Source organism: Auritidibacter ignavus, assembly GCF_029853775.1.
GTDB lineage: Bacteria > Actinomycetota > Actinomycetes > Actinomycetales > Micrococcaceae > Auritidibacter > Auritidibacter ignavus.
Window position 1 is genome coordinate 1,086,425 of record NZ_CP122564.1, and the last position, 24,495, is coordinate 1,110,919.

At 59.7% G+C, this 24,495-nt stretch carries 20 protein-coding genes; 9 read left to right on the forward strand and 11 right to left on the reverse strand.

Annotated features, from left to right (window positions below; all coding sequences use genetic code 11):
- The first annotated feature begins 23 nt into the window (after positions 1-23).
- From QDX22_RS04950 to glsA, 4 genes are all read left to right on the forward strand, one after another.
- Positions 24-992, forward strand: a complete 969-nt coding sequence (locus QDX22_RS04950; protein WP_147472509.1) for a LapA family protein — start codon at positions 24-26, stop codon at positions 990-992.
- Positions 993-1,033: 41 nt separating this feature from the next.
- Positions 1,034-2,761, forward strand: a complete 1,728-nt coding sequence (locus QDX22_RS04955; RefSeq protein WP_122548849.1) for an AMP-binding protein — start codon at positions 1,034-1,036, stop codon at positions 2,759-2,761.
- 250 nt (positions 2,762-3,011) lie between these two features.
- Complete coding sequence (locus QDX22_RS04960) at positions 3,012-4,211, forward strand: IS110 family RNA-guided transposase (protein ID WP_279717641.1); 1,200 nt, start codon at positions 3,012-3,014, stop codon at positions 4,209-4,211.
- 95 nt (positions 4,212-4,306) lie between these two features.
- Positions 4,307-6,253: a glutaminase A gene (gene glsA / locus QDX22_RS04965; RefSeq protein ID WP_122549298.1), complete on the forward strand. Its 1,947-nt coding sequence runs from the start codon at positions 4,307-4,309 to the stop codon at positions 6,251-6,253.
- A gap of 99 nt (positions 6,254-6,352) precedes the next feature.
- Here glsA and QDX22_RS04970 read toward each other — a convergent pair whose 3' ends face one another.
- The 4 genes from QDX22_RS04970 to purN form a co-directional block, all read right to left on the reverse strand.
- On the reverse strand, positions 6,353-8,578 hold the full coding sequence (locus tag QDX22_RS04970; protein ID WP_279672404.1) for an NADP-dependent isocitrate dehydrogenase: 2,226 nt from the start codon (positions 8,576-8,578) through the stop codon (positions 6,353-6,355).
- Between the two features lie 172 nt (positions 8,579-8,750).
- Complete coding sequence (gene mgtE / locus QDX22_RS04975) at positions 8,751-10,124, reverse strand: magnesium transporter (RefSeq protein WP_122549297.1); 1,374 nt, start codon at positions 10,122-10,124, stop codon at positions 8,751-8,753.
- 325 nt (positions 10,125-10,449) lie between these two features.
- Positions 10,450-12,171, reverse strand: coding sequence for a bifunctional phosphoribosylaminoimidazolecarboxamide formyltransferase/IMP cyclohydrolase (gene purH / locus QDX22_RS04980; protein WP_425248474.1), 1,722 nt, complete (start codon positions 12,169-12,171; stop codon positions 10,450-10,452).
- Positions 12,172-12,236: 65 nt separating this feature from the next.
- Entirely contained in the window at positions 12,237-12,899 is a 663-nt protein-coding gene (gene purN / locus QDX22_RS04985; RefSeq protein ID WP_122549295.1) for a phosphoribosylglycinamide formyltransferase, read from the reverse strand.
- A 160-nt stretch (positions 12,900-13,059) separates the two neighbouring features.
- On the opposite strand from purN, the gene QDX22_RS04990 reads away from it, so the two are divergent.
- A complete protein-coding gene (locus tag QDX22_RS04990; protein WP_122549294.1) occupies positions 13,060-13,464 on the forward strand; it encodes a hypothetical protein in 405 nt (134 codons plus the stop codon).
- 6 nt (positions 13,465-13,470) lie between these two features.
- Here the strand turns inward: QDX22_RS04990 and QDX22_RS04995 are convergent, their stop codons facing one another.
- Positions 13,471-14,817 (reverse strand): cell division protein PerM, encoded by a 1,347-nt coding sequence (locus QDX22_RS04995; protein ID WP_147472546.1) that lies wholly within the window; start codon positions 14,815-14,817, stop codon positions 13,471-13,473.
- Between the two features lie 249 nt (positions 14,818-15,066).
- Between QDX22_RS04995 and gdhA the strand changes: the two genes are divergently transcribed.
- Positions 15,067-16,407, forward strand: coding sequence for an NADP-specific glutamate dehydrogenase (gene gdhA, locus QDX22_RS05000; RefSeq protein ID WP_122549292.1), 1,341 nt, complete (start codon positions 15,067-15,069; stop codon positions 16,405-16,407).
- Positions 16,408-16,476: 69 nt separating this feature from the next.
- Here the strand turns inward: gdhA and QDX22_RS05005 are convergent, their stop codons facing one another.
- Positions 16,477-16,959 (reverse strand): acyl-CoA thioesterase, encoded by a 483-nt coding sequence (locus QDX22_RS05005; RefSeq protein ID WP_110101373.1) that lies wholly within the window; start codon positions 16,957-16,959, stop codon positions 16,477-16,479.
- Positions 16,960-17,009: 50 nt separating this feature from the next.
- On the reverse strand, positions 17,010-18,299 hold the full coding sequence (locus tag QDX22_RS05010; RefSeq protein ID WP_233492030.1) for an App1 family protein: 1,290 nt from the start codon (positions 18,297-18,299) through the stop codon (positions 17,010-17,012).
- A 98-nt stretch (positions 18,300-18,397) separates the two neighbouring features.
- Here QDX22_RS05010 and QDX22_RS05015 point away from each other — a divergent pair, with 98 nt between their 5' ends.
- A complete protein-coding gene (locus QDX22_RS05015) occupies positions 18,398-19,318 on the forward strand; it encodes an inositol monophosphatase family protein (protein WP_158524636.1) in 921 nt (306 codons plus the stop codon).
- Positions 19,319-19,402: 84 nt separating this feature from the next.
- The gene (locus QDX22_RS05020; protein WP_183145618.1) at positions 19,403-19,930 is read left to right on the forward strand and encodes a pyridoxamine 5'-phosphate oxidase family protein; all 528 of its coding nucleotides are present in this window, start codon (positions 19,403-19,405) and stop codon (positions 19,928-19,930) included.
- On the opposite strand, the gene QDX22_RS05025 is transcribed toward QDX22_RS05020, so the two are convergent.
- Both QDX22_RS05025 and QDX22_RS05030 read right to left on the reverse strand, forming a co-directional pair.
- On the reverse strand, positions 19,927-20,253 hold the full coding sequence (locus tag QDX22_RS05025; protein WP_110099450.1) for a DUF202 domain-containing protein: 327 nt from the start codon (positions 20,251-20,253) through the stop codon (positions 19,927-19,929). The two genes, QDX22_RS05020 and QDX22_RS05025, sit on opposite strands and share 4 nt — an antisense overlap.
- A 4-nt stretch (positions 20,254-20,257) precedes the next feature.
- Positions 20,258-20,647 (reverse strand): YidH family protein, encoded by a 390-nt coding sequence (locus tag QDX22_RS05030; protein WP_110099405.1) that lies wholly within the window; start codon positions 20,645-20,647, stop codon positions 20,258-20,260.
- Positions 20,648-20,765: 118 nt separating this feature from the next.
- Here QDX22_RS05030 and QDX22_RS05035 point away from each other — a divergent pair, with 118 nt between their 5' ends.
- Complete coding sequence (locus QDX22_RS05035) at positions 20,766-21,854, forward strand: VIT1/CCC1 transporter family protein (RefSeq protein WP_110101371.1); 1,089 nt, start codon at positions 20,766-20,768, stop codon at positions 21,852-21,854.
- Here the strand turns inward: QDX22_RS05035 and QDX22_RS05040 are convergent.
- Positions 21,851-23,233, reverse strand: coding sequence for an aspartate aminotransferase family protein (locus tag QDX22_RS05040; RefSeq protein WP_110101370.1), 1,383 nt, complete (start codon positions 23,231-23,233; stop codon positions 21,851-21,853). The genes QDX22_RS05035 and QDX22_RS05040 overlap by 4 nt on opposite strands.
- 72 nt (positions 23,234-23,305) lie before the next feature.
- Positions 23,306-24,322 (reverse strand): AEC family transporter, encoded by a 1,017-nt coding sequence (locus QDX22_RS05045; protein WP_110101369.1) that lies wholly within the window; start codon positions 24,320-24,322, stop codon positions 23,306-23,308.
- Positions 24,323-24,495: the final 173 nt, after the last annotated feature.

Genomic DNA, 24,495 nt, shown 5'->3' on the forward strand with positions numbered 1-24,495 from the left:
GCGCACAAGATAGAGTGAGCATCGTGGAGCCTGTGATCTTCTTCTTACTGGTGGCCCTGGTGATCGCTGTGGGCTGTTGTGCCGTGTTCTTATATCAACGTCGTGTCCAGCGTGCCCGATTGAACGCCTTACAACACAAGATCAAGCGGTTGCAGTCGGAACTGGCACTGCGAGAAACCGACCCCGCTCAGGCCTTGGACCACCCCGAATGGGTCACCGGCCAGCACCCAGCGATTCAACGTCTCCATACACAGTACGCGCGCGCCCAGCGACTCTGGGCACCGGCGGTGTCACCTGTGGACCCAAGTTCTGATGTAGCCACAAATCCCCGCTTATCGAATCGGGATCTGAACCGCATCGAAATGATTACCTCGCAGTTGGAGGATGTGCTCCGGGAGACGGAGACCATTATGCGCTTCACACAGTCCGGCGCCGAGGTCGACAATGTTCAGTTGCAGCAGTATTTGGAACCACGCTGGGGCGAGCGGTTGCGGTACCCCGATACGTCGGGGATGTCCGGTCGGCCCCGGGCGGAATATCTGCTCGATCACCTCTGGCCCTGCCGGCCACGGTTCGTCACCCGCGTCAGCTCCGCGGCCAGCCAGGTCATCCGTGAGCGGCTCGCTCACGGCACCTGGATCACCGACGAGTACGGCTTCCTCTGGCCCGCCAGTGTCAACATCGATCAATGGGCGGTATACCGCACCGTGATGTTGGGCTCACATGGGCGTTTGAAGGATCTGAGCCCGGTGGAGATTGCTAATGTTTATTATGAGGCGCTCGGCGGCGACGATCTCGACGCACAGTCGCTTTTCCATCGGGCACAGCGGATCCTGGGCTTTCTGTTCTTTACACCAAAAAATCGTGAAGTGCTCCAAGATGCACTCACCGTGGGATTGCGTACCGACAGGTTGCGGTTAGTTGGTGAGAACATCGCCCGTGGCCGGAAGGACTTTGAGTCGGGCTACCGCCGAGTGGTGCACGACATCTGATCAGCTCGAGCCAAGATTGAAGCCACGAAAGGTGTGTGTTGATGACAGTCACGGAGACCTACCGAGCCTACCGAGATGACCTGCTACGTTTACGTGAGGATCTCGACCAAGCACGCAAGAGCTTCTCGTGGCCTGAGATCGACCACTTCAATTTCACCTCCGACTGGTTCGACCAGCTGGCCGCCGACCCCGTCCGTGGCGATCAACCAGCTCTGATCATTGCCAACGAGGCCGGCGTAGACATTTCCTTGACCTTCCGCGAGCTCGCGGAGCGCGCTGCCCGCGTGGCGGTCTGGTTCCAATCCCTGGGCATGCGCCGTGGCGATAAGCTCATGCTGATGCTGGACAACCAGGTCGAGCTGTGGGAAGCCATGCTGGCGGCGATCAAGCTCGGTGTGGTCGTTCTGCCCACCACCACGATGCTGGCTCCCCAGGCCATTATCTCTCGTCTGCAACGCGCCCAAGTGCGTTGGGCGATGACCAATACGGACAATCTCGACAAATTCGCCAACTGTGCCGACCAGCTCGATGGTTTGATCACCACTGGGGAGGCCACAGATCAGGCCCACGGGTTCACCCGCGAGGCCACCGGCGAGCTGACCGATCCGGGGCTGACCGAAGCGGCGGAGACGATGCTGATCTATTTCACCTCCGGGACCACCTCGGAACCGAAGATGGTTACTCACACGCAGTACTCCTACGCAGTAGGGCACTTCTCCACTCTGTATTGGATGGGGTTGCGTCCCGGAGACGTCCATCTGAATATCGCCTCCCCGGGCTGGGGCAAACACGCCTGGTCCAGCTTCTTTACACCCTGGATTGCCGAGGCCACCATTCTGGTATTCAACTACCGTCGCTTTGATCCTGAGGCGCTGATGGAGTTAATGGATCGCCAGCAGGTCACCTCCCTGTGTGTTCCTCCGACCGTGTGGCGAATGCTGATCCAGGCAGATCTGACCCAACTGTCCACTCCTCCAACGGTTGCACTCTCGGCTGGGGAACCACTCAGCGCCAGCATTATCGAACACGTCCGGCGCGGCTGGGGCGTGGATATTCGCGACGGTTATGGGCAGACCGAAACCACGCTCCAAATCGCCAACACCCCCGGCCAAGAGCTCACCCCGGGGGCTTTGGGTCGCCCGTTGCCGGGCTACCAGGTCGAGCTGATGGATCAGGACACCGAAGACATCATTTCCGGCCCCGGTGAAGGCCAGGTCGTTCTCCGCCTTGACCCACGACCGGGTGGGTTAACCCCGGGATACTACCGGGACGATGAGCGTAATGCCGAAGCCTTCTCACAGGGCGTGTACCGCACCGGGGACGTGATGAAGCGCGATGAATCTGGGGTCTACACCTACGTGTCCCGCGCCGATGATCTGTTCAAAGCCTCCGACTACAAGCTCTCGCCCTTTGAACTGGAATCCGGGCTCATCCAGCACCCCGCGGTGCTGGAAGTTGCCGTGGTGCCTTCACCGGATGCCATTCGTATGGCCGTGCCGAAGGCTTATATCGTTTTGGCTCAAGGCTATGAACCTACCGAAGAGACCGCGCGGTCCATCTATGAGTTCGGTCGTGAGACACTGCCACCATACGGCCGGGTTCGTCGCTTCCAGTTCTCGCAGCTACCCAAGACGATCTCCGGCAAGATCCGACGGGTGCAATTACGTCGCCAAGAACAAGAACTCCACGGTGACGATGGGCAGAAGACTCCGCCCGTGGTTACCGAAGGGTTCAACGTCGAGTTTGCTGAGGCCCAGTTACGGTCTTAGGCCCCGTTACCTTTTAGGTGTCACTGTTTTCCGGCAGGATATGCAGTGTAGGGAGCCGGCTGGTTCCGGCATGATGTTTGCCCCCAGTTGACCATAATCCGGGGGGTGTTGTCACCGGAACCGGTCTGGTTCGTTCGGATCGCTAATAGAAGCACGCTCTTGGAACTTGCGGGCCCTTGTAACGTGGTTGTGAGCGGACGGGCCATCGGTGACCTGGTCTTTTAGTGGAACGAGTCAAAGAAGGTACCCGATGGAACCTCAAGTGTTTCTTGGAATCGACGTCGGCAAGTCCGACCATCATGCCACCGCTGTCAACCACGATGGCAAGGTTGTATATGACAAGCCATTGCCGCAATCTGAACCAAAGATTCAGGAGCTGTTGAAAGATCTTGCGGCCAAATACGGTGAGCTGTTGGTTGTGGTAGATCAGCCCAAAACCATCGGCGCGTTAGTGATCGCGGTTGCCCAACAACTCGGGATCCAAGTCGCCTACCTACCAGGATTGACGATGCGCCGGGTGGCCGATTTACATCCGGGCCAGGCTAAAACGGATGCCCGAGATGCCTACATAATTGCTGAAACAGCGCGCACCATGCCCCACACATTGCGCGGCATCACCGTGGCTGAGGAGCGGATTGCAGAACTATCGATGCTGTGTGGTTTTGATGACGATCTCGCCGCGCAACTGACCCAAGTCCGCAACCGGCTGCGAGGATTATTGACCCAGATTCACCCAACGCTGGAACGGGTGCTTGGACCCAGGCTGGCCCACCCGGCCGTGGTAGATTTGCTGGGTAGGTATCCAACTCCGGCCGCTTTGCAGCGCGCCGGGCGAGGACATGTCAGAACCCGGTTAAAGAAATTAGCGCCCCGAATGGCGGCGCGACTCACCGACGAGATCTTTGCCGCGCTAGCTGAACAAACCACCATCGTGACTGGCACGCACGCTGCTGAACACATCGTCGGGCGGTTGGCGGCTCAACTTCAACAGCTGACCCAACAACGAACAGATATCGAAACAGAGATCTTGAAAGTCGTTGATGCGCACCCTCTTACCGAAGTCCTGACCTCCATGCCAGGCATCGGGGTCAGGACAGCCGCACGCATCCTCACCGAAGTCGTCGGCAAAGACTTCAAATCCGCAGCACACCTAGCTTCATATGCTGGCATCGCACCCGTGACCCGCCAATCCGGCACCTCCATTCGTGGAGAATCCCCATCTCGGCGCGGCAACAAAGTCCTCAAACGAGTGCTGTTCTTGTCTGCCTTTGCTTCGATTAAAGGCGACCCCGCCTCGCGGGCCTACTACGACAAGAAACGCGCCGAAGGGAAACGTCACAACCAAGCCGTCATCGCCCTAGCCCGTCGAAGAACTGACGTCCTGTTCGCGATGCTCAGAGACGGTACCTTCTACGAATCTCGACCAGCCCAACTAGCCCCAGCAGCTTGACGAAAACGATAGAAGCACCCCCCGATCCCATCTTCGCCCATTCACTCGACGAGGCCCGCGCGTGATGCGCGGGAGAAAGAAGTCTGTCGCTCATCATGCGTTCTCCTCTGCAGGATTATTTGGAGCAGCTCGTCACCGACTTGCGTCCGATGCGCCATGGCGCGGTCAATCCCGTAACCGAATCAGTGGCCAACCCAAATCCAGACCATCTCAGCATCACGCTGACCACGGTCAACGGCCAACAGTACTCGGCCGGCGATGTGGATCAGCGCTTCGCCATCCAGTCCATCGCCAAGGTCTTTGCCTACGCGCTGGCCCTGGACGATTTGGGCCCCCAGAAAGTCGGGGAAAAGGTCGATGTGGAACCCTCCGGGGACTCGTTCAACGAAATCTCTCTGCAGTCCGGGACGGGACGCCCAGATAATCCCATGATTAATGCCGGGGCGATCGCCACCGTCGGGCTGATTAAAGGTCGCGGTGGTCGTAATCGCATCGGACGTCTCATGCACGCGTTCGAGGAAGCCTCAGCCGGATGCGACCGGGAACTGAAGATCATGGAGCAGATTTATCGGGCGGAGAATAAGCACGGCCACCGTAACCGGGCACTGGCCTGGTTACTACGTTCCTTCGACATCATCGAATCAGACCCCCAACCCATCGTGGACGACTATTTCCGGCAATGTGCGGTCGGACTCACCAGTGCTGAGCTGTCCATGATGGCCGCTACCCTGGCACGACGCGGTGAAAACCCGGTCACCGGCCGTCAGGTCTTCACGCCTGAAACAGTACGTCAGGTGGTGTCGGTCATGAACACGTGCGGTATGTACGATTCGGCCGGTAACTGGGCCATTGACGTGGGACTGCCGGCAAAGTCCGGGGTTGATGGAGGCATCATGGTGGTGCTTCCCGGACAGCTGGGCATCGGGGTGTTCTCTCCCCCACTGGACGAACACGGCACCTCAGTGCGCGGGGCCGCCGCCATTGCACGGATCACCAGTGATCTGGGCCTGCACTACGCCGATGCCCCACCACTGGGCCGGTCTACCCTGCGTGCCCACTACTCCCTGGCCGATGCTTTCTCAGGTGTCATCCGCTCCACCGACCTGTCCCGGGCGGTTTCAGCCTATGGCCACCGATGCCAGATTTTGGAAATCTCTGGCGATCTGGGCTTTGCCGAAACCGAAGCATTGCAGCGTAGCATCGTGGAATTCGACGACGACGTCTCGACCATCATGATCGATCTCAACGGGATCGATGAGTTCGGTCGTTCCGCGATTCGCGTCTTAGCCTCCCTGGCTTCCAAGCTCAATGCAGATAACCGAGACCTGGCAATTATCGATCACGAAGACCGGCTGGTGGATCATATTATGGACTTCGTCAACAGCACCGAGGGGCTGGAAGTCGAAGACCCGCGGGAGAAGGCCAAGGCTGCCTCGGAAGGCGAGTTGGTACTCTCCGATGGCCCCCGGTCCGCATCCTCGAACGCCGAAGTTCAGGGCACTTTCCGCCTGTTCGAGAACCGTGCGGCAGCGCTGGAATGGGCCGAACACCGACTGGCGCAACGGTACGCACAGGACAATCTGCCCGCTTCGAGCGAAGAACCAGAATCAGCTCCGTTATTCGAGTTCCTCGACGATCGCGACGTGGATGTGCTGGCTGCGATCATGGAACGGCGCAAGTACAAAGCCGGGGAGATTATCCGACGTGCCGGCCAGCCTTTCGGCGGCATCTACTTCATCCGCTCCGGGCGGGTAGAAACCACCTCCCACGGTTCCGGTGGTGCCCGGTATCGGCAGACCTATCTCTCCCCCGGTACCACTTTCGGGGAGATCGCCCTGGGTCGTAGCGGGCGTCAGGTCTCCACGATTCGTGCCGTGGACGACGTGGTGTGTTTGGTGCTCACCGCCCAGATGATCGCATCGGTGGAAGAAACCGATCCGAACCTGGCGATCAAGCTGTGGACCGCTTTGACACGTGAGGCCTACACGGTACTGGAACAGTCAGCCCGCGAGGCCGGCGCTCGTGAGGAATTCGCTGACTAGCGCCGGCAGCGTACTCGGCGCCAGGCCACCGACCCACCATCGGCCGGTGCCCGCTTTGAAAGCAGGAACCGGCCGATTCTGACCCGGGTCGTCAATTTTTTAGCGCTGGTCGAGGCTGGAGATAATGCTGTTGAGCGTTTCGGAGGGACGCATAGCAGCAGAAATCTTCTCCACCGAGGGGTAGTAGTACCCGGCGATATCCACCGGCTCACCCTGGACGCTATTGAGTTCTTCCATAATCTGGTCTTCTTTGGCCCGTAGCTGGGAAGCGACATCCTTCATGGCATCAGCCAGCGGCTGGTCATCGGTCTGGGCTGCCAGTTCTTCAGCCCAGTACAGCGCCAGATAGAAGTGGGAGCCACGGTTGTCAATCTCCCCGGCTCGACGGGACGGGGAACGCCCTTCTTCCAAGAAGGTACCGGTGGCGGCATCCAGAGTATCGCCGAGCACCTGGGCGCGGGAGTTGTCGAAGGACTGGGCCAGGTGTTCGAAGGAGACGGCCAGGGCCAAGAATTCACCCAGTGAATCCCAGCGCAGGTGGTTTTCTTCCACGAACTGTTGGACGTGCTTGGGAGCCGATCCGCCGGCACCGGTCTCGAAGAGCCCGCCACCATTAATCAGTGGAACAATCGAGAGCATCTTCGCCGAGGTACCCAGCTCCAGGATGGGAAACAGGTCGGTGAGGTAGTCGCGTAGCACGTTACCGGTTACCGAAATGGTATCTTCACCGGCACGGATCCGCTCCAGGGTGAACCGCGTGGCCTCTTCGGGTGCCAGGATGCGCAAATCCAGTCCGTCGGTGTCATTTTCGGGTAGGTACTCTTTGACTTTGGCAATCAGCTGCGCATCGTGAGCGCGCTCAGCGTCCAACCAGAAGACCGCCGGAGTCTTCGAGGCCCGGGCGCGGGTGACTGCAAGCTTAACCCAGTTGCGCACCGGGATGTCCTTGGTCTGGCAGGCCCGCCAGATGTCATGTGCTTCCACCTGGTGGCTCGTTAATACATCCCCGTCCGAATTGATGATCTCCACGATGCCGGCCGTGTCCTGGATAAAGGTCTTGTCGTGAGAGCCGTACTCTTCAGCCTTCTGTGCCATCAGCCCCACATTGGGCACGGTGCCCATGGTGGTCGGATCGTAGGCGCCGTTGGCACGGCAGTCGTCAATCACGGTCTGGTAAACGCCAGCATAGGAGGAATCCGGGATCACAGCCAAGGTGTCCTGGGTTTCATCGTTCTTATTCCACATCTGGCCGCCGGTGCGAATCATCGCCGGCATGGAGGCATCGATGATCACATCCGAGGGAACGTGGAGATTGGTGATGCCCTTATGCGAATTGACCATGGCCAAATCCGGGCCGTTGGCGTAGCCATCAGCAATCGCCTGTTTGATGCCTTCAGCGGTCTGGTCGTCCAGCTGGTCCAAACCGTTTTCGATCGAAGCCAGCCCGTTGGTGGCCGATAGCCCGGCAGCGGCCAGCTGGTCACCATATTTTTCAAACAACTCCGGGAAGTAGGCCTTAACCACGTGGGAGAAGATCACCGGGTCGGAGACCTTCATCATGGTGGCTTTCAGGTGAGCGGAGAACAGCACGCCCTGCTCTTTGGCTTTGGCAACCTGTTCTGCCAAAAAGTCATCCAGGGCACGGGCCGACATGAAGGTGGCATCCACAATCTCGCCCTTGAGGACTTTGAGCTCGTCTTTCAGGATGGTGACATTGCCGTCAGCGTCGGTATGCCGAATGGTGAGCACATCGTCGGAATCCATGGTCACCGATTGCTCATTGGAGACGAAGTCATGGTCGTGCATGGTGGCCACGTTGGTCTGGGAGTCCGCAGACCACTCCCCCATGGAATGCGGGTGCTTCTTGGCGAAGTTTTTGACCGCCCGCGGGGCGCGACGGTCCGAATTTCCTTCGCGCAACACCGGGTTAACCGCCGACCCCTTGACCGAGTCATAGCGGGCCCGAGCATCCTTCTGTTCCTCGGTGGCAGGCTCGTCAGGGTAGTCCGGCAACTCGTAGCCGGCCTGTTGCAGTTCTTTGATGGTGGCCACCAGCTGCGGGACGGAGGCGGAGATATTAGGAAGCTTGATGACGTTTGCTTCGGGTTCTTTGACCAATTCACCCAGTTCGCCCAACGCATCATTGGTGCGCTGTTCCTCGGGCAGGACGTCGTTGAAAGCAGCCAGCACACGTCCGGCCAGGGAGATATCGCGCGTCTCCAGCTCAACACCGGCGGTGGATGCAAAAGCCCTCACGATCGGCAACAGCGATGCTGTGGCGAGCATGGGGGCCTCATCGGTGTGAGTATAGATAATCTTGGACATGGGTGTACCAATCTCCTCGTGGATGCTCATCCGTCTCGGATTTCTCATGGGTGCGCCCTAAAGCACACCGACCAACGGTGCGAACACCGTCGACCAACACAGGTTCTTTCTTAATCTACCGGAGTCATGGGTCGATAGGTAAAGGCAGTTGCCGGCAGATCTGGCGCAGAGCTTAGAGCCCCAGAACGGACTGGGCGACCATAAAGTAGATGATCAGCCCCAGAGCGTCCACCACCGTGGAGATAAATGGGTTGGAGAACACCGCCGGGTCCACACCGATCTTGGACGCGATGAGCGGCATCATCGAGCCCACCGTAGCAGCCACCGTGCAGATCGCCAGCAGTGTCAGTCCGATCACTGTGCCAATATCCCACCCGAAGATCAGTCCGGTAATCACAAACCCGAGGACACCTAAACAGGCGCCCAGGGTGCAACCCACCAGTGCTTCTCGACCGATGACCCGCCAGACGTCTCGGGGCGTCACTTGGCCCAGGGCGATGGCACGGGTAACGGTGGTGGCCGCCTGGTTACCGGTATTTCCACCGGTGCCAGTCAGCAACGGAATGAACAAGGTCAGCACCACCATGACCGCAAGCATCTCTTCAAAGACCTGCAATACCTGCACGGTCAGTGTTGCGCCGATCGCCAGCACCAGCAGCCAGACGATGCGGGACTTGACCAGTTGCATGATCGAAGTGGTCAGATACGGCTGGCCCAGAGGTTCGGCACCACCGGAACGATAGGTATCTTCGGACTCTTCTTCTTCCAGAATACGCTGGGCATCATCAACCAGCAGCATACCGATGAGCCGTTCGGCGTCGTCGACCACAGGCACCGCTTGCACTCGGTGGTGCACAGCCATCCGCGCGGCCACTTCGGCTTCTTCGGTCGCATTGACCGTATCGGTGTCGTGCATGATGTCGCGGACCAAGGTATCCGGCTCAGCCCGCACGAGGCGGGTCAGGTCGACCAAGCCCAGGACCTTGTGCGTGGAGGAGGCGACCGGCAGGGTGGCGAGCTCATTTTCATCGTCGGCATCGACGTCAGCGGCTCGCACAGCTTGCAGGGCTTCGGTGGCACTCATGTGGGCACTGAGCTCGACCGTGATGGGGGTCAGGCGTCGACCCACCGCGTCTTCGGGGTACCCGAGCACGCGCCCGGCTTGATTGCGATCGGCAGCCGAGAGTCCGGACAGCAACCGTTGGGCGACCTCGGCGGGCACCTCATCGAGGAGCCGAGCCTGGGAGGTCGATTCCAGTTCCCCGAAAATTTCCTGCACCCGGCTGGTTTGCAACCCGTCAATGAGATCCGACTGCAACTGCGGCTCCATGGTCTCAAACACGGTCACGGCTGCGTCTTTATCCAGCAGGCGGAAGGCCACCGGCAACATCGTGCGAGAGGTCCGGTCCAGGAACCGCTCCAGATCAGAGGGGCGTAACCGTCGTAGCTCGACGGTGGCTTCAGCCAGTCGATCTTCTTTGAGGTGGTCTTGGATGGACTCTTCCAGTGCCTCCACGTCGTAGATCGTGGTCTGCTGTTTCGACATGATCCCGCCTCCAGTTCCCCAGATCAGGCCACGACCGGCCACCGTCCGGACCGGGAGTGCGGCCCAGGGTGGAGTCGTTGCAAACGCGCCGGCACCGTGGGGACACAGCAACACCTGAGCTCAACGTCGGTCAACACCGTGAAGGAGTCACGGTGACCCCGGAGACGCCGGTGGCTACGCGGGATTATCTGAAAGAGCTGAGTGATGAGGCTGTGTCGCTCAGGCGCTGGCTGAACGGTCACTAACACTAGCCGACCGCAGAGACCAACTTCAAACTTTGCCAGCCTGCGGTCAGTTGGCACCACCTGAATGATTACAGCCGTGCTTAGCCGTGGTAGAAGTGTCGGGAATGGGTCAGGTACATCGTGATCCCCGCCTGGCGCGCTGTGGCGATAACGTCCTCGTCTCGGATGGAGCCACCGGGTTGCACCACGGCACGCACCCCAGCATCGATGAGGATTTGGAGCCCGTCGGGGAAGGGAAAGAACGCATCCGAGGCTGCTACCGAACCGCGAGCGCGCACCGGGGCCTGCTCGGTCGAGGTCGGGTTGCTAGCGCCTCCGACCGATCTCACCTGATCGTTGGTGCCGGTCTGTTGAGCTCCGGTGGTTGCCATACCGAGGGTGTTGGCACGTTCGATGGCTAACCGGCAGGAGTCCAGGCGGTTGACCTGGCCCATCCCGATACCCACGGCTGCCTGCTGTTGGGCCAACAAAATGGCGTTGGATTTAGCCGCGCGCACGGCTTTCCAAGCAAAAGCCAGATCGGCCAGGGTGGTTTCATCGGCGGGCTCGCCCGAAACCAGTTCCCAGTCGGCAGGGTTGTCGCCCTGAGACTGGAAGGTGTCGGCGACCTGTAACAACATGCCCCCGGAGACCTGCTTATACTCCACGGAGTCGCGGTGAAAGCCTGCGGGCAATTCGAGCAGGCGCAGGTTCTTCTTCGCCGAGAGGATCTCAACCGCCTCGGCCGAGAAACTGGGGGCCACCATCACTTCGGTAAAAATGTCCTTGACCTGGGTGGCGAACGTCGCGGTGATCTCACGGTTCGCCGCGATCACTCCCCCGAAAGCAGAAACCGGGTCCGTGGCGTGAGCTTTAGCGTGAGCATCAGCGATCGGGTCGGTGGCATGTGCGTCCCCGACGGCCAGACCGCAGGGGTTGGCGTGCTTAATGATGGCCACGGCCGGATCGCTGAAGTCGAACGCGGCGCGCACCGCGGCGTCGGCATCCACATAGTTGTTGTAGCTCATCGGCTTGCCATGCAGCAGCTGCGCTTGGGCGATACCGGTACTGGCCCCATCCTCGACATACAGGGCAGCGGGCTGGTGGGGATTTTCACCATAGCGCAACGATTCGGCACGGCTCAGCGATACCCCAACGTAGGGCGGAAGCTGGCTGACCGTGGATTCCTGCTCGGGAGCTTCACCGAATTGCGCGGCAGTCCAAGCCGCCACCGCGTTGTCGTAAGCGGCAGTATGCGCAAAAGCCAACGAGGCCAGTCGCTTGCGAGTGGCCAAGTCGAAACCACCCTGCTGGGCTGCGGTGACAACGTCTTGATAGGAGCGCGGGTCGACGACCACCGCGATAGAGGGGTGGTTCTTCGCTGCCGCCCGAACCATGGAGGGCCCACCGATGTCGATCTTTTCAATCACGTCGTCTTCCCCCGCGCCAGAACCAACGGTTTCGACGAAGGGATAGAGGTTGACGATGACCAGGTCAAAAGGTTCGATGTGGTGTTCGTCCAGCTGGGCCCGGTGCGATTCCAGGCGGCGATCAGCCAGAATGCCGGCGTGAATGCGCGGGTGCAGAGTTTTCACCCGCCCGTCAAGCACTTCGGGGAACCCGGTAATATCTGCGACCTCGGTAACATCCACCCCAGTGGACGCAATGGTTTTGGCAGTCGACCCGGTCGAGACAATCTGCACACCGGCATCAGCTAGACCGCGAGCTAGATCCTGAAGACCGGTTTTGTCGTAAACCGAAATCAGTGCACGTTTGAACGGGATTTTATCTGTGGATTCTGCCACGCCAGCTACTCCTACCATCGGTTCGCGGTCACTCGAAAATACATTTGGCGTGAACGGGCCAGCGCTCCATTCACAGTTCAAGTCTAGTCTGGACTCGAGTGTTCTTTTGATGCCTCAGTAGCGTCCGCACCGGCGCGGCCCCGTCGCTTCTGGGCAAATTGTTCGGCCAGTTCCAGCGCCGTGTGCCCCGCAGCCACGGCGGCCAGGGTGTCAATCAGCATGTCTCGTTCAACGACTTTGATGCGTTTGTGCAGACTGTCCTGGTCATCATCTGCGGTGACCTCGACCTCGGTCTGAGCAATGATCGGGCCGGTGTCCACCCCGGCATCCACCAGGTGCACGGTGGCACCGGTGGTGATGACCCCGGCCTGTAGGGCGTCCCGGACCGCGTGGGCTCCGGGAAAGCTCGGTAGTAACGCCGGATGAGTGTTGATAAATCGACCGTGGTAGGCCCGGACAAATTCTTCACCGACCACCCGCATCAGACCAGACGAGACAACCAGATCGGGTGCATAGCTATCCACCACGGTCAGTAGCGCCTTCGTCCACTCGGTGCGGTTGTGATAATTGGTCCAGTCGACCACGAAGGTCTCCAGCTCGGCTGCGTCGGCACGACGCAGACCATAGGCCTCGGCGGTATCAGACCCCACCGCAACGATTTCGATCGCCAGGCGCCCGGCCTGAACCGCGTCGAGCACCGCCTGAAAATTGGAACCGGAGCCAGATAGCAATACAACAACGCGCATAGTATGGGGGATCCTTCCGCCAGAGGTGAGCTGGATGCGAGCCAGACGATCATGACCGGCCTTAACTCTAACGCGAGGCCCGACGCAAAGAGTGGCTACCTCTGGCTAGGATGGTGTTCTGGACATCACCCCAACGACGGAATAGAGGACCACCAGGATCGTGTCGAATAAGACCTCGGCCTCATCGACCAGTTCTCGCACCGGATCGCTGAGTCAGCTGGTGCTCTGGTTGTTGGCCGCGTTGATCGCCACCTACGCCGGGTCGGTGTTACCTCTGCCGTATAAAGTCGTCACCCCGATCTTTGGGATTGCTGGTGTCGTGGTTGCGGTCGTGTTATTCCGAGGTGCCACTCAGGTCAAAACCACCATGCTGACCTGGTTAGCAGGCACTGCCGGAGCACTGGGTTGTGTCCTGTTTACCGCCATTGCGGTTGCGCAGATGGTCTTGTGGGCCCCCACCCAGGACTATGAACAATGCTTGCACTCGGCGATCACCCACACTGCGGTCAGTGAGTGCGATCAGCAATACTCCGATATCCTTCAGCAGCTCAGACTGACTGAGTAGTAGCACTCAGTCGGGGTCAGCCGATCCTGATGTGACCGTTGGCTGGGCCTGGTCTGTCGTACTGGAGTACAGCGGAGCGTCAACCAGCGGAGCCAGCACATAGCCCAGCATGGCCCCGACCCCAACTTCGCCGCCCAGGGTCAACCCGCTGAGCCATGCGGTGGGGCCGACCTCGTCAAATTTGCCGAAGCCCCAGGACCCTGAGGACAGCCACCATACCAACATCATGACCACCGCGACGATCGCAGCCAAGATGACCCCAGTCGTCAGGGTGGCCAGCGCGGGCGCGACGATGGGGTGGCCAACCCGTTGAGTGATCCAATCTTCTACGTGATTTTCCCCGTCACGGAAGAGCCACACACCGGCGACGATGCCGCAGGCCACCGGGATCAACAGCACCCACCACGTATCGGCCAAGGAAGACTCCGGTGGAATGGCAGCCAGTAACGGTATGGCCGGTTGCGGGCCAAGAATCGTTCCGGCTGGGGCGATCAGTGAGCCGGTGCCCAGGCTGAATCCAATACCGGTCATCCACGACAACACCCACAGCACCAGGTTCGGTAACAGCGCCACCTGCAACAGGGTCAGCGCCAGGCCACCCCATATTCCGGTACCTAAACGTTGATAGACCTCGGTAATCGGCGCCCACTGCACTCCGATGAGCACGACGGTCAGTACTGCCGCGCTGGCCACTGCGGCCAGGATTCCCACGGTGGCAGCTTTGACCATCGAGGCCAGGAAGCTCAACATCCAGCGCACCTGCTGGGAACGGGCACTCATCCAGGTGCCGATCGCCTCGGTCCCCAGAAAACGCCAGCTACCGTAGCGTCGGCGCAGCCCGAGCACAATACCGAGTCCAAAGATCCCAAGGGGTGCCAGCACGCCCGCCGGGGGAACGTGGATGCGCTCAACAGAAATCAGTGAGGAAAGCCCAAAAGCGAACAGCCCGTAGGCCAGTACCGCGGGGATCAGCGCCTGCCAGAGTTTGCGAGCCTCGCTGGCTCGAGCCAGTCGGTGCCCGACGCGCGTGGTGAGATACAGCAGGATCGCGGTCAGGCCCAGCGGGAGGAACCACAGAGTTCCCGACATGATCTCTTCGGTCCCAGGTTGGGGAACCGACAGTGCTACCGGGGTTCCTTGACCGGCCAGCCACAACACGCCAGCAAGCTGTCCCACCGCCAGTAGATCCATATTGGCCCAGGCTCCAAAGAGCCACATCCCAATCAGGAGCACGGCAAGCCCGGCGATACCCATCAGAGCTGCAGCACAGGATTCGATCACGCCTTGAAGCCACAACGGCATCGGCAGGGGACGAACCCCGTGGGAAGGCTGGGGGGAAGTTTTGTCTGGCACATTCCCTATGGTGCCATTATCGACGCTCGATCTGGGGATTTACTGTCTCGGAGCGAAAGACTTCCGAACCCGCTGAAGGTAAATGTTGCGAGATAATGGCAACTGGTATTTTCCTTTGTCGCCTCAAGGTGTTATGGTGATACGTGGTAGACAACGGCTGTCTCCCCGAGAGGGTGCAGCCGTACCCTACTTTCGGAGGCAGCCTCACCGAATGATCTATGACTCCAAAGATAAAAGAGGTTGCCTGATATGGATGCAGCATTAGAGAAAGTCCACGAAGAAGTTCTCCGTCGCAATCCCGGCGAATCGGAATTCCACCAGGCGGTCACCGAGATCTTCGAGACGCTGTCCCCGGTCATGAAGCGCCATCCCGAATACGCTGAACAATCCATTTTGCAACGGATGTGTGAGCCTGAGCGCCAGATTATTTTCCGGGTGCCGTGGCTCGACGATGACGGCAACGTCCACATCAACCGTGGCTTCCGGGTGGAATTCAACTCCGCACTCGGCCCTTATAAAGGCGGTCTACGTTTCCACCCCTCGCTGTATCTAGGAATCGTGAAATTCCTCGGCTTTGAGCAGATCTTCAAGAACGCATTGACCGGTATGCCGATCGGCGGCGGTAAGGGCGGATCTGACTTCAATCCGGCCGGACGAAGCGAAGATGAAATCATGCGCTTCTGCCAATCGTTCATGACCGAGCTGTACCGACACATCGGTGAGTACACCGACGTTCCTGCCGGAGACATCGGTGTCGGTGGCCGTGAGATCGGCTATCTGTTCGGCCAATACAAGCGCATCACCAATAAGTGGGAGGCCGGCACGTTGACCGGTAAGGGCATCTCCTGGGGTGGTTCTTTGGCCCGTACCGAGGCTACCGGGTACGGCGCGGTGATGTTCACCGATTCGATGTTGCACACCAAGAACCAGTCCATGGATGGCCAAACCGTTGCGGTTTCCGGTTCGGGCAACGTGGCCATTTACGCCATCCAGAAGGCCACCCAGTTGGGAGCCACCGTGGTGACTGCCTCGGATTCTTCCGGCTACGTTCATGACCCTGACGGCATTGACCTGGATCTGTTGCGCCAGATCAAGGAAGTTGAGCGTGGCCGGATTTCAGACTACGCCGACCGCCGCGGTGGCAAGGCCACCTATCAATCCTCTGGCTCGGTGTGGGATGTTCCGGTCACCGTCGCTCTACCGTGCGCTACCCAGAATGAGCTAACCGAAGAGAATGCCAAGACCCTGATTAAAAACGGCGTGGTGGCTCTGGCTGAGGGGGCGAATATGCCATGTACTCACGACGCCGCCGCAGCTTTCAAAGAAGCTGGAGTATTGTTCGGGCCGGGAAAGGCTGCCAATGCCGGCGGTGTGGCTACTTCGGCTTTGGAAATGCAACAGAACGCGGTGCGCGACAGCTGGAGCTTCAGCTACACTCACGACCGTCTCGAGCAGATCATGACAGATATTCACGATCGTTGCGTGGCTACTGCCGAGGATTTCGGCGTCCCCGGTGACTATGTGATGGGCGCTAATATCGCTGGCTTCACCAAGGTCGCCGACGCGATGCTGGCCCAAGGTGTTGTTTAAACTCGGCGAGCCCGTCCCATCCGGTCATGACCGGTACCACCGTCTCGGCGTCCCAGAGGCACCGGCGCGCTAACCGTGCAACCGCGCTTTCTGTTCATCATTGAGCCGCACTGGTCGTCCTGACTCGGCATCAACGAAGACCATGGTGGAGCTGGCGGTCACTGCCACCTCGGCAGTCACCGGGTCGATGAATTCATAGCCAACCTCGATCGCGGCGGCCTTCACCTTCGTGATCTGCAGACGGACCGGGACCGGTTGGCGTCGGTAGGGCAGTTGTCGCCGATATCTCACGGTGTGCTCGGAAATCAGGGTCAGCACGCCTTCGGGGACGGAACTAATCAAGTCAATCGGGGCTGCCACCTCCGGCTGGTCTTCGGATTCGGGAGCTCCAGTGCCCGAGGGAGTTCCGAAAGCCAGCACGCGGGCTTCTTCCATCAGACGCACGATTTGGACGTTATTGACGTGCCCATAGGCGTCCATATCGCCCCAGCGCAGGTGGATCTGCACGGTGGTGTTGACACCGTGGGAGCTGTTGGTTGATACCGGACTCATGGTGGTGGCCTCCTCGAATGTGTCTGCTGACCTAGCCCGCCACTGACTCATTAGTCTTCCCGCGGAATATCTTGGGTAAATCGCGGATAGTCTTGTTGTAGCTCAGCGACAGCCTTGGACTCATTTTGCTGAATGGATGCCGGCCAGGCCAACGGCGAGGCAGTTTCGGACTGGGGATCCAGGATACCTAAACGCTCTAGTTGCAATTCCAATGTGGCCCCATCAGGGCCGTATACCCACGGGATGCCCGGCGTCGAGTAACGGGTTTCTTCAGCCCGACCGCCAGCCAAGAGCGCTTCAGAAGGCGTCAGCTGACGGATCGCAATCGCGCGTACCTGGTGCGGATAGTCTCGGGCGAAATCGGCATAGATTTCGGGATCGTGCTGCCCATCGTCACCGATCAAAATCCACGTAATATGCGGGAAGTCCTCGGCCAGTCTGCGCAGCGCCGTAACCTTATGTTCCACACCGGAGCGGAACCAGCGGTGTTCGGTGGGCCCCCAGCTAGTCAGTAACAGTGGGCCGAACGGGTAGAGGTTACGCGCTAAGAACCGCGTGAGAGTTTGGGCGACGTTCCATGCCCCGGTAGAGACATAGAACACCGGGGACTTCGCTTCGGCTTCGACGATCCGGTTGAGTAGCACCGACATCCCCGGAGTGGGCGTTCTAGCGTGTTCGTCGAGAACGAAGGAGTTCCAGGCTGCCAACAACGGACGTGGTAGGGCGGTGACCACCACGGTGTCGTCGACGTCGCACATCACTCCGGAGCGGGCCTGGTCGGAGATCACGAAAATATCGGCATTAGCGGAGTCACCGTCAGCTACATGAAGGGTGATCGACTGCCATCCCTCGTCGAGCGCGGCCGGTAGCACTGTGTCCACCACGCCACTACGATCAGCACGCACCGTGTGGGTGACACCGTCGATATCGACGTGGACTTCTGCATACGGCAGCGGTGGGGAGACGAAGTTACGCCACCCGCGGACTCCATCTTGAACGACTTTAGTCAACCGGTGCCCAGCTTCGAAGGCGTCCTCACGGGCGAGCAACACTCGTGCAAAGACTCGGACCCAGCTGGTGGAACCGTATCCGATGAACGGTAGCAGAGTCGGCACATCTCCGCGGTCGAGAGCTTGTTTCTTGCGCATGCCTTGGTACCGGTAATAAGCCCAGGTCACCAAGCGTTCTGGCACCGGGTCCTGACGATCGTGTTGCGCGGCAGCACGGATAGAGTTTCGCCCCTGAACCAACTTCCGCTGAGCAAGCGCCGAGGTGTCCCGCCGTGATGATGTGGTCGATGTGGCCCTCTGACGTCCGGCGCGGCGAAAGATTTTTCCCATGCTCTCTAGTATCCCCCATTATTAATGCTGCTGTGACCACACGGGCGTGGCCGTTGCCTGAACCGTTGGATGATGTAAAACTGGCTAGGATACACACCGTGGCCACTGCATCCCGTCATAGCACAACGATCTCTGGACCCTCAGCCTTGCGCCAGCTGGCGCTCGCGGCTGCACGCTCTGCCACGAGAGTTTTAGACCCACCAAACAAACATCAGGTTAACGATGGAACAGTTCGGTGGGGAACTACCCATAAAACCAACCACCACGATGTGGTCACCGACCTCGATCGTGCTGTGGAGATCCACCTCAGGGAGTTTTTGCACGAGCGGTTACCGACCTCACAAATCTTTGGCGAAGAATTCGGTGAGCACTCCCCAACTGGAACCTCGGCGCTGGAGCCCCGACCAGACCATGCCGTGGTGTGGCTCATCGATCCGATTGACGGGACCTCAAACCTGGCCCACGGTCTCGACACCTATTCCATCTCCATCGCGGCGGTGATCGACGACCAGGTGCTCGCCGGAGTAGTCGTTGCCCCGGCGATGGGCCTCGAGTTCTCTGCCGATATCGAGTCAGGCACCGCCTGGGTGAACGACTCCAAACTCCGCGTCCGACGTCCGTGCCCGCAACGGCTCCAGGACTACAATCTGGTGACCTCGTTTCCGGCAGCCGAAATCTTGCAGGCTAGCCCACCGACTCCTCACACCGCGTTGGAGATTTTTGGACAGGCGGTCTGCCAGTTTTCCACCGTACGCCGAATGGTCTCCGGAGCACTCGAATTGTGTTTAGCCGCCCAAGGAGTTTTCGACCTTGTCATCGGGGTGGACACCAAACCCTGGGATATCGCGGCCGCACAGCTGATTCTGCAGTGTGCCGGTGGCCATTACCGCCCCGGCTGGTTCTCCCCTGCCGAGTCCGGTCCGGCGCACAGGGCGCCGTGTTACCTCGGGCTCGCACCGGGCAGAGACCCGGCTGCGGCCAGCGAGATCTTCGAGCGGATTCTGCACCTACCTCGATGATCAGCAGGGCATCACCGGATCCTCGGCGCGTCATCGATTCCCCTCATGACCTAAATGGGAGACAATAGTGAGATGAACCACCTGATGTTTGAGCACCCCGAAAACGAACCGGTCCTGACCCTGACCGAGGAACAGTGCCGGAAGTTGCTGGACAACACTCGCCACGGTCGTTTCGCCTTTGCCGATGGTCCCAAGATCGAGATCTTCCCCATCAATTATGTCCGCGACGGTGACTTGCTCTATTTCCGCACCGCACCCGGGAGTAAATTAGCAGCCGCCGAACACGGACTCGATGTGGCCTTTGAAACCGACGGGATTCTCCCCGAGCAGGCCTGGTCGGTGGTGGTTCGTGGCGTCGCGCGGATGGTCACCGATACAGCGGAGCTTGAACACGTGCGCCAACTCGGTATTGCTCCCTGGGTTCCGACACTGAAAGACTTCTTCGCCTCAATCTCAATCGAGGAATTATCCGGTCGCCATTTCATTTTTGGCCGGCAACCAGAGCGCGACGAGGACGGTGGGTTCCGCTACGATCCGGACCTGAAAACCTCCGAGCCACCGCGCCACCCCGATACCTCTCGGTTGTCTCGCCACGACGGTTCAGCCAATTAGAGCCACAACGCCATCAGCCCCAAGCCGGCCACCGCGACCACCAAAGCGGTCATCAGTCCCACCGCGATGAGGTTGGCTTCAACCTGGCCACGGACGATTCCGCGCGACTGGAGCGCGTAACGGTGGCGTTGGGTTAGCTGGATGACCAACCCCGCCACCACGCATCCCACCGCAGGGGCCAGAGAGATCAGCCCGACGTCGGGATACCAGCGGAGAAACAGGCTCGAGACCACACACAGTACCAGTATGGTGCGGGACCAGGACAGGATGGTGCGTTCCGGTTGTAACGCAGGATCTTCGTGGAGACGGTAAGTGGTGGCCATCACACTACCCCGTCACCACAGCGAGCATCACCAGCACCGCCGTCACTGCGCAGACCACAGCCACCAGTGGCCCCCACAGTGGCAACGGTAGCGGACGTCCGGTGCGCATGGACCGCTCGACGCGCACCCACCGAATCGCCGCTGAAATGGCCATGAAGGCTCCCAATACCAGCAGGATCGAGGCCAGGATCTGACGAATTGGCGTCTCAAACACGTGCGTGGTAAAGGCTTCAATCCCGATCCCCGCTGCGAGCAGTGCCAACGCGGTTCTGATCCAGGCTAAGAAGGTGCGTTCGTTGGCCAATGAAAAGCGGGCATCTGGTTCCTCCCCCTCGGCGAGGAGTTTCGTACGCAACGATGACGCTTTCGATGAATCGTGTGGATCAGTGCCCATACCTCTCACAGTACTCTGGGCGTGCCCGCTTTCAGTAGACTTGACCAGGTTACAAGCCGAAGCTGCACACTCGTACACGAATCGGGGCTTGCAGTACTAAGGGAGTCGTGAGACACGAATGAGTGCACCCACTAAAGCGCAGATACGCCGGTGGCGACGCTACTTAGCAGACGAGATCGCCGAGGGGGCCATTTACGAACAGCTCGCCGAGCGAAAAACCGGCGAAGAACGCGAAATCTTGTTGGATCTGGCCACAGCGGAAAAACGTCACGAAGAGCACTGGCGCGATCTGTTGGGAGAACACGCCAACAATCCGCCCCGACCATCACTGAGACGCTCGCTATTACGTTTCTTGGCTCGCATCTTTGGTTCGGTGTTTGTCTTGGCACTGATGCAACGTGCCGAGACGGATAACCCGTATGCCCGTGACGCCGATGCCACCCCGAGCATGGCCGCCGATGAGGCCATCCACAGTGAAGTCGTCCGTGGACTGGCGGCCCGAGGCCGTCAAAAACTAGCCGGGAACTTCCGTGCGGCTGTCTTTGGCGCCAACGACGGCCTGGTGTCGAATTTGGCCCTGGTGATGGGTGTCGCAGCCACCTCAGCGACCAATGAATTCATCCTCGTAGCCGGCATCGCCGGACTGCTGGCCGGGGCGATGTCCATGGGCGCCGGTGAATTCATTTCAGTGCGGTCCCAACGCGAGCTGATCGAGGCCTCCTCACCAACCCAAGTAACCCTGGAAGCTGCCCCGCATCTGGATTTGAATTCCAATGAGCTCGAGCTCGTCTATCGGGCCCGTGGCATGTCTCAAGAGGACGCCCGACATCGCGCCATGGAGCGCATGGGCTATTTCAACTGCGACTGTAACCCCAGCCTGTCGGCCCGCCCTGATGGCTCCCAGGGGCCGGTGGAGCGCTCTCCGAAGCACGAAGAACTCGGTAGCGCGTGGGGCGCTGCCTTTTCGTCGTTCGGTTTCTTCTCCTCCGGAGCGATCATTCCCGTCCTCCCGTTCCTTTTCGGAGTGACCGGTACTGCCGGAATCCTCTGGTCGGCAGGGTTGGTCTCGGTAGCCCTGTTGTTTACCGGTGGTGTCACCGGTCTGCTGTCAGGAACCTCCCCGGTCACGCGAGGACTGCGCCAACTGGCGATTGGTTTAGGTGCCGCGATGATCACCTACCTGGTGGGATTGATCTTCGGGGTTTAGGCGCCTTCGTAGTAGCTATCAGCAACGTCGAGGGCTGAATCCAGGATCTCCAGGCCACGACGGGCATCCGCGTCGCTGATGTTCAATGGCGGGGCCAGGTGAATGCGGTTGGCGTTGGAGAACGGCAACAGGCCGAGCTTCTTGCACTCTGCTACCACGGCGTTCATGGCCGGCGACGAGCCACCATAGGGTGCCAAGGGTTCTTTGGTCTCCCGGTTCGTCACCAATTCCAGAGCCCAGAAGGCCCCGAGGCCACGGGCGTCTCCCACAGAGGGGTGCTTTTCGGCCAACTCGACGACTCCCGGTCCCAGGATCTCCCGACCCAGCCGATCGGCGTTGGTCACCATACCTTCTTCGTCCATCGCCCGAATACAGGCCACCGCGGCAGCACAGGCCAACGGGTGACCGGAGTAGGTCAGCCCCCCGGGGTAGGCCCGGTCAGCAAAGCTGGTGTAGATTTCATCGGAGATGATCACACCGCCTAACGGCACGTACCCGGAATTCACACCCTTGGCAAAGGTCACCAAATCCGGTGTCAGGTCCCAGTGCTGGAAACCAAACCACGCACCGGTTCGACCGAAACCAACCATGACCTCATCGGTGATGAACATGATCCCGTAGCGACGAGCCAGGTGTTGTACCCCCGCCATGTAGCCGGGAGGTGGCACGTAAATCCCGGCGGTTCCCGGAACAGTCTCGAGGATAATGCAGGCGATGGTGTCGGGACCTTCAAAAATGATGGTTTGTTCCAGATGGTCCAGAGCTCGCTGGGTTTCCTCTTCCAGGGTGGTGGACCCGAACAAGGAGCGGTAGAAGTAAGCGGGCATGAAGTGCACCACCGACTGACTGGCGGTATCGACCGGGAACCGACGGGTGTCGCCGGTGATGTTGATGGCTCGTTCGGTGCCTCCGTGGTAGGAACGGTAGGCCGAAAGGATCTTGGGCCGTCCGGTATGCAAACGCGCCATGCGGGTGGCGTGCTCGACCGCTTCAGCACCAGCGTTGGTAAAGAACACGTGGTTCAAATGGTCCGGAACGAGGTCACTGATCAACCGAGCAGCCTCCGAGCGAGCGTCATTGACGTGTGCCGGAGCGATGGTGGCAATCCGCGCTGCCTGCTGCTGGATAGCGGCCACCACGGCGGGGTGACTGTGCCCGATATTGGTGTTGACCATCTGGGAGGAGAAGTCCAGCAGTTTATGTCCTTGACCGTCCCAGACGTAACTGCCCTCAGCTTTGATGACGGTCATCGGGTCTAGTTGCGCCTGCGCCGCCCAGGAGTGGAAGACATGTTCACGATCGAGACGATAGGCCTGCTGACCTTGTTCGATCTGCTCCGGGGTGATTGTCGGGTCAGCTTCTACGTACTCGGTGCTCACCGTGACGATCCTCCTGTGGGGTGTCTGAACAACGTTCTGGCGTTGGGCTTTCTCTGTGAGTCTAAACGTTATCTAAATCATAATCAGCATCACAGGCACGGTGAACAGAGAAGCCACCGTCGTGATGGACAAGATGGAAGCGGCCAAGGGCCCTTGTCTGTCGTATTGGGTGCCCAGAATAAACACGGTCGTCGATGAGGGTGTGGCTGCCATCAGCACCAGGACGCCGAGCCAGTCTTCGGGCACCCAGAACGACAACACCACCGCCACCAGGAAGGTCATCGCCGGCACCACAAAAGCCTTCGTCGCCACACCAATCAGCACCAGCACGTAGTTCAACGAACCGGATGTGAAAGCCTGCAGGGCCGGGTGGATGGCCAGCCCCACCGCGCAGAGGGACAAAGGCACCGCAGTTGCACCCAACAGCGCCACGGACTCGCTGATGACCTGTGGTAGCTCAAAGGGCGTGAGCATCACGGTCAACCCCAGGGCGGCGGCGATGAATAAGGGGTTGAAAAAGAGCCCATCGACCACCACACGAATGAGCACAGAAGTCAGCGAACCGTGGGTTTTTCGTTGCTGTGCTGGGACGGGATCAGCTGATCCACCAGCCTGAGCCAGGGTTCGGTAGTTCTGTCGCATATTCACGGTGGTGCGCACCAAGGGGAATCCCAGCAGGAAGACCATATTGTGCACCATGCCGATCACCACGGCAGGAATGATGGACTCCTCGCCGAAGAATGCGATCGATAACGGGATGCCCAGATATCCCACGTTGCCGAAGACCGCTGAGACCGACAGCGTGGAAGCTTGTGTCTCCTGTGAGCCTAACAGCCAGCGGGCCCCGAAGTAGAGCACAATGGCTAACACGATGGGCACCAGTCCTGCGATCGCCAGTGTTCCCCAGGGAACGACGTCGGGTATGGGCGCGGTCACCATGGAGGAGAACACGAAAGTCGGCAACGAGATATGGAAGACAAACCCGTTCAGGGCTGGTTGCCATCCCAGAATCTTATCCGAGAATCCGATGGCAAAGCCCAGCCCCAAAATCAGAAAGAGCGGGACCATGGTCGCCAGCATCTCTGCCATGTGCTTTCCTTCCCCGGTGGTCTGTGTTGGCCACGGTCAAACGCTATCTAGGGTACCGCCGTTGTCACTCACCGGGTGGGGTGCATGCCGTATTAAGACACCAGTCGTTAAACCCCGGTGCCCCGAACCAGAACGGTTCGGGGCACCGGTCACTACATAGTTCACACTGCGCG

Coding starts and splice junctions, on each gene's coding strand:
- QDX22_RS04955 (WP_122548849.1), top strand. CDS start 1,034: ATGACAGTCACGGAGACCTACCGAGCCTACCGAGATGACCTGCTACGT.
- QDX22_RS04960 (WP_279717641.1), top strand. CDS start 3,012: ATGGAACCTCAAGTGTTTCTTGGAATCGACGTCGGCAAGTCCGACCAT.
- glsA (WP_122549298.1), top strand. CDS start 4,307: ATGCGTTCTCCTCTGCAGGATTATTTGGAGCAGCTCGTCACCGACTTG.
- QDX22_RS04970 (WP_279672404.1), bottom strand. CDS start 8,578: ATGTCCAAGATTATCTATACTCACACCGATGAGGCCCCCATGCTCGCC.
- mgtE (WP_122549297.1), bottom strand. CDS start 10,124: ATGTCGAAACAGCAGACCACGATCTACGACGTGGAGGCACTGGAAGAG.
- purH (WP_425248474.1), bottom strand. CDS start 12,171: ATGGTAGGAGTAGCTGGCGTGGCAGAATCCACAGATAAAATCCCGTTC.
- purN (WP_122549295.1), bottom strand. CDS start 12,899: ATGCGCGTTGTTGTATTGCTATCTGGCTCCGGTTCCAATTTTCAGGCG.
- gdhA (WP_122549292.1), top strand. CDS start 15,067: ATGGATGCAGCATTAGAGAAAGTCCACGAAGAAGTTCTCCGTCGCAAT.
- QDX22_RS05005 (WP_110101373.1), bottom strand. CDS start 16,959: ATGAGTCCGGTATCAACCAACAGCTCCCACGGTGTCAACACCACCGTG.
- QDX22_RS05010 (WP_233492030.1), bottom strand. CDS start 18,299: ATGGGAAAAATCTTTCGCCGCGCCGGACGTCAGAGGGCCACATCGACC.
- QDX22_RS05020 (WP_183145618.1), top strand. CDS start 19,403: ATGTTTGAGCACCCCGAAAACGAACCGGTCCTGACCCTGACCGAGGAA.
- QDX22_RS05025 (WP_110099450.1), bottom strand. CDS start 20,253: ATGGCCACCACTTACCGTCTCCACGAAGATCCTGCGTTACAACCGGAA.
- QDX22_RS05030 (WP_110099405.1), bottom strand. CDS start 20,647: ATGGGCACTGATCCACACGATTCATCGAAAGCGTCATCGTTGCGTACG.
- QDX22_RS05035 (WP_110101371.1), top strand. CDS start 20,766: ATGAGTGCACCCACTAAAGCGCAGATACGCCGGTGGCGACGCTACTTA.
- QDX22_RS05045 (WP_110101369.1), bottom strand. CDS start 24,322: ATGGCAGAGATGCTGGCGACCATGGTCCCGCTCTTTCTGATTTTGGGG.